Raw genomic sequence first — 4,511 nt, forward strand, 5'->3', positions numbered from 1 at the left:
ATTCCTCCAGATACTCGTGCTCATAGTCAAAGAGGGGATAGTTGTACTCACTCACGGGAATCTGGTCCGGGTTCCCGCCACCAGTAGCGTCAGCGTGACCGTTCGCTGCCTGGGCAGCCCGTTCTCGTTCCAGCGCCTCTTTCACCGCCTCCTGCAGCGCCTTCTCCTTCTCGGCTTGCGTCGCTTCGGCCTCCGCCTTGGCCTTTTCCTCCAGTTCCTTACGCCGCTTGTGCATCTCCTCGGCGGACAAAATAACGGGCTGGTACAGGGAGCCTTTGCGGTACAGCATCATGTCCCCACCCTTGTTCAAGCACATCAATCCCGGCTGCGACTCAGGCAGCACCACGGACCCATAGGCGTAGTTAACGGACTTGAGCTTGACGAGCGAGAGCCAGGGGCGGTTGATCCGGTTGATGAGCAAGTCCTCTTGGATCTGCCTTGCTTCGTCTTCGGTGAAGTGTCCAGGTGACCAGAAAACGCTTCGGGTCTCTTTGTCCAAACTCTCGATGATGTGCTGCTCGATCAGCCGGTTGTAGATCTCGTTGACGTCGGTCGGGATGGAGACACCGGACGAGCGAATCTCCTCCATGATTGCCTCTATCGCCTGGGTGTAGGCGATGAAAACATCTCCACCAATGAGCCACAGCATCGCCCCCTTGGTGTTGCAGGTCCAATCCGCCGTTAGTCGCTGGCACGCCCTGATGAAGAGCGTTGCCAGCGAAAACTCCCTCCGCCCGGTCTCCTTGACGTGACGGCCCTGTATATCCTTCAGGGTGCTGGCACTGTCAGCGCGACGAAGCGCCAGCGAGATGTATTCTTCCCGCTCCGCGTAGTGCGAGATCGCCTCGTCGATCTCCATATACAGGTTGTCCGTCTTGCAGCTCGACAGATACTCCCTCGCCTCGGTGCTCAGTACGGACATGGTGATGTAGTTCGCGGCCCGCTCATGACTTCGGCCTCGACCGCGCTTGTACTCGACCTGGTAGCTGGCAACCTTATTTTTTAGGGCCCAGGTGGTCAGCGGCTCCACATGTGGAGCCCATACGGTGTTCTTGTCGACACAGGTCACCCTGATGTCAGAAAAAACCTTCCCTACGTCATGGAGTAGGGCGGCAACGAACACCGCGTAGAAGTATCGGGTGCGCCTGATGGTTTCCAGGTCGGGGTACGTTTTGGAGGGCAGGTCGATGTTGTATGCCTCACCCAGTGCGATCTTGGCGACCTCAAGACTGTGTGATAGCAACCCACCCGTTTCGGTGTGGTGATAATCCTCGCTGGCGGGTAGCAAATGAATGTACTCGGCCACCCGTTCTATCACATCGGTTATTAATTTAGTTGGATTGTATTTCGCGTGCGTTGTCGACAGCCCGGAACGCTGGATTATTTCATTGATGGTCCCGCTATGGGGCCGCAAGATGTCCTCGATGGACAAGGGTTGAATACCAATGATTGGCATCGGAGAATAATATACGCCACTCGGGACGATTTGATCTCCCGATACGGTACGGACAACCTGCAACAGTTCATTCCGTGGAGGAGGGCCCTTTTTATTAAAGCGCTTCGCTGTGCGGGCACACCACGCAAAGAGTCGAAAAATTGCGGAATCAACTTGCATACTCACTCCCCAAAAACCCAAAAGGGGCTTACGCCCCTCGCTATTACACTTTTTGGATAATCACTCGCAACCTGCGAACTTCTTGACCGTGCCAGCATATTTGACATGCTCCGGCCCTTCGAAGTGGTGCATGATGAATGTCCTCATGCTTTCCTGCTCGCTCAATAATTTCAGGAACTCTTCTGGCGTATAGGTACCACCGCTGCGACGTGAAATGTTGGTCACATAGTTGAAGTGCTCGGTGATGGCGTTCATCGGATAGAGCAGTTTCTTGTACGACATCTCGCGGCGTTCATCTGACATCAATCCCGCAAACCACAGTTGGTCTACTTCATACGCCAGCCCGTCAACACGGTTGAACTGATTTATGAAAAGACGCAGACGCGGGTGGTTGATGTAAAAATAATGCTTGGCTTCCCCGGCAACAGGAACGATGTCCAGCTTTGGAGCGCTACCAGTCCAGAGAACACGGATAGACTCCTGGTCAGAATTGATATTGTCCGTCATCTGCTTTAACAAATAATCCAGCCAATCGGTAATCTTCTTCTGGTTGACTGGGTCGTTAGCAGTCATCACGAGCAAAGTTCCAACACGCATAAAGGCGGTATTCGCCTTTTTGTGATTGGCACTATTAATGTGACGATTCAACATGGTGCTTTTTGTATTGAGCTCCATGGCCGCCTGTCCTGCACCTGCAACATAAGGTTGAGGCTTAGACCTTACATATTGTCTAGCGTTTTGATCTCCAGTTCCCTGCTTAGTTCCGCCTCGTACTCCGCGATTGTTTTCCTGACCTCCCCTTTGTTTATTTCCGTCAACTTGGGGGTTGTCGGGATGGCTGACTTGTCGATCTCCAGTTGCTGCTTCCATTCAAATACCCTCTCACACTTCGCCAAATGAACTATATGTTTGTGGATGCCTTCCTGTAATTCCCTCAGCGCTGCCAGTTGGCGTTCGGTACGAACAATCAGAGAGAATTCCCATGGTCTGGCATATGCCATAAATTGCTTTTCTGTGTAATGCAGTCCCTTTGCAGGTTTTATATCAACTCCGAGAATGCGGCCCTTGCGTGTTCCCTTTCTCGTGGGCTGGTAGTTTCTCCAGACAAAATAGATTTTGTTGTTGGCCTTGTGCCTGCGCATGTTTGGGGCATACCGACCAAGCTGCCGCCTATCTTCGGGCAGGTGACGCTGGTCCTGGTTCTTGCGACGAAACTCTTGCCAGTATCGGTCGATGATGACCTGGGCGAACTCAGCCACCGTTGCAGATGCCTTAGCGAGAGCTTCGCGCAGTGGCTCTGCGATCTCGTTACAAACAGGGCCCACAGGCATGTCTTGAACCATGATTTTTTGACCCCCCTTTTCCTGATAAATACTTGTCCGAAGGATCGGGATCTTCCGGACAAGGTGAGAGGGTTTTGGTGACTCAGTCCAAGTTCTCCTCCCAACGTGACCCAAGATACCGATGTGTGTGCCACTTTGCAAACACGCATAAATATGGATGAAAACGTGTAAGTTGTACGTCCGTAAAATAGGGGGCAAAAAATGATGCAAACCCAATCACCACGCGGGCTACAGCGGTTTGTACTTCAAAGTAAGGTTTGTATATCGCTGAACAATCAGTTCCACAGTCCTTCGGACAAGATAGGCGAAGGAACGTGGTAGTAACGTGCATACTTGGTCTGACAAGGGTTGTTGTGCAGACAGGATCCCAATCCTTCGGACAAGATAGGCGGAGGGTTGAGTGATTGACTGCACATGGCCTATCGGTTGTTTGGCTGTGGCTTGGATTGAATGCGTGTCAGGATCCCAATCCTTCGGACAAGATAGGCGAAGGAATGCGATCCTAATGTGCATATCTGGCCTCTGGACAACCAGAACCCAGCAAATGTACTGAGAGATCCCAATCCTTCGGACAAGATAGGCGGAGGAACGTGGTATTGAGTGCTTCCCGGTCAGGAACTGATTGGTGCTCGATTTGGCCGCCGTAAAGGCTGGCACTAGGCGTGTTTGGCAGGCGGTTTTGGAAGAGTCGCTGAGTAGGCTAGGGGAGAGAGTCACATTGGGAGGAATATAAAAACAGGGTGAAGAGATAACCCCTCACCCTGTGTCGTCCGTTATTTCAAATCATCATAATCATCATCTTCAACCTCTGGTCTGAGTTTTGCCGTGCCCTCTTGTGGAGGCGCTACGGTTTCAGATTTTGAACCCTTGGAAGAAGATTTTTTGGGAACCGGTTTGGCAGCCTGAGTATTAGAATCGCCTTCCTCAACAGCAAGATTAGCAAGAAGCAAAGATAGCAGGATCTCGATTTTTGCATTCTTGTTGGCATTGTTGAGCAAGGAGACCAGCGGGGCTGATAACTCAATTCCGTTGTTCAAATACTGTTTTAGTTTGGTGCCCAGTTGCGGCGCGGTAAGCGTGTTAAGGATGTCATCGGGCAAGCGCAATTGGACACGGTTAGGGTCTTTTGCTGGTCCCTTAGACATTGAATACACCCTTCAAATAAGCATTACCAATGTCCAGGCCAACCTTCACGCCAGTAGACTGAATACCGAACGCACAGGTGAAGCTCGGGTCCATAAGCACATCAGCATCATCCGGTTCGCTGACACGGAACTGGTCGATGGTGAAGATTTTGTATTTATTCGGTACCTGCTCCCGTAACACTTCCAAAAACGTATCGTCGTGTACCGCACCGCCACTGACAATGATTGACTTGATGCGATCTGGATAATCGCGGAAGGTATTAATGAGGTCTGGCAGATTGGTAAAGATGTGGTTATTAATGATGCGTGCTTTGTCGGATTTGCAGCATACCCATCCTTGATCTTTGCCTGACTCGTTTATGCCGTCGGTATTGCTAGGCTTCTTCTCTTCGTGCCATGCTTTTTCAG

The 4,511-nt window shown here is 51.4% G+C and carries 5 protein-coding genes; all 5 read right to left on the reverse strand.

The window, feature by feature from the left end; all coding sequences use genetic code 11:
* Nucleotides 1–1,615 (reverse strand): MobH family relaxase (gene mobH, locus PG883_RS22625; RefSeq protein WP_270808300.1); only part of this gene is annotated, 1,615 nt, incomplete at its 3' end.
* Between the two features lie 60 nt (nucleotides 1,616–1,675).
* Nucleotides 1,676–2,290, reverse strand: coding sequence for a hypothetical protein (locus PG883_RS22630; protein WP_161507957.1), 615 nt, complete (start codon nucleotides 2,288–2,290; stop codon nucleotides 1,676–1,678).
* Between the two features lie 44 nt (nucleotides 2,291–2,334).
* Nucleotides 2,335–2,958 carry a conjugative transfer protein MobI(A/C) gene (mobI, locus tag PG883_RS22635; protein WP_161507956.1) on the reverse strand — a complete coding sequence of 208 codons (624 nt, stop codon included), beginning with the start codon at nucleotides 2,956–2,958 and terminating at the stop codon, nucleotides 2,335–2,337.
* 773 nt (nucleotides 2,959–3,731) lie between these two features.
* Nucleotides 3,732–4,103: a hypothetical protein gene (locus PG883_RS22640; protein WP_114523091.1), complete on the reverse strand. Its 372-nt coding sequence runs from the start codon at nucleotides 4,101–4,103 to the stop codon at nucleotides 3,732–3,734.
* The coding region (locus PG883_RS22645; protein WP_270808302.1) for a hypothetical protein at nucleotides 4,096–4,511 on the reverse strand (416 nt) is incomplete at its 5' end. The genes PG883_RS22640 and PG883_RS22645, both read right to left, overlap by 8 nt.

The sequence above is a fragment of the Aeromonas sp. QDB25 genome (assembly GCF_027707725.1).
Lineage (GTDB): Bacteria > Pseudomonadota > Gammaproteobacteria > Enterobacterales > Aeromonadaceae > Aeromonas > Aeromonas caviae.

Excerpts from the sequence above, each read along its gene's own strand:
- mobI (WP_161507956.1), bottom strand. The coding sequence starts at position 2,958 with ATGGTTCAAGACATGCCTGTGGGCCCTGTTTGTAACGAGATCGCAGAG.
- PG883_RS22640 (WP_114523091.1), bottom strand. The coding sequence starts at position 4,103 with ATGTCTAAGGGACCAGCAAAAGACCCTAACCGTGTCCAATTGCGCTTG.
- PG883_RS22630 (WP_161507957.1), bottom strand. The coding sequence starts at position 2,290 with ATGGAGCTCAATACAAAAAGCACCATGTTGAATCGTCACATTAATAGT.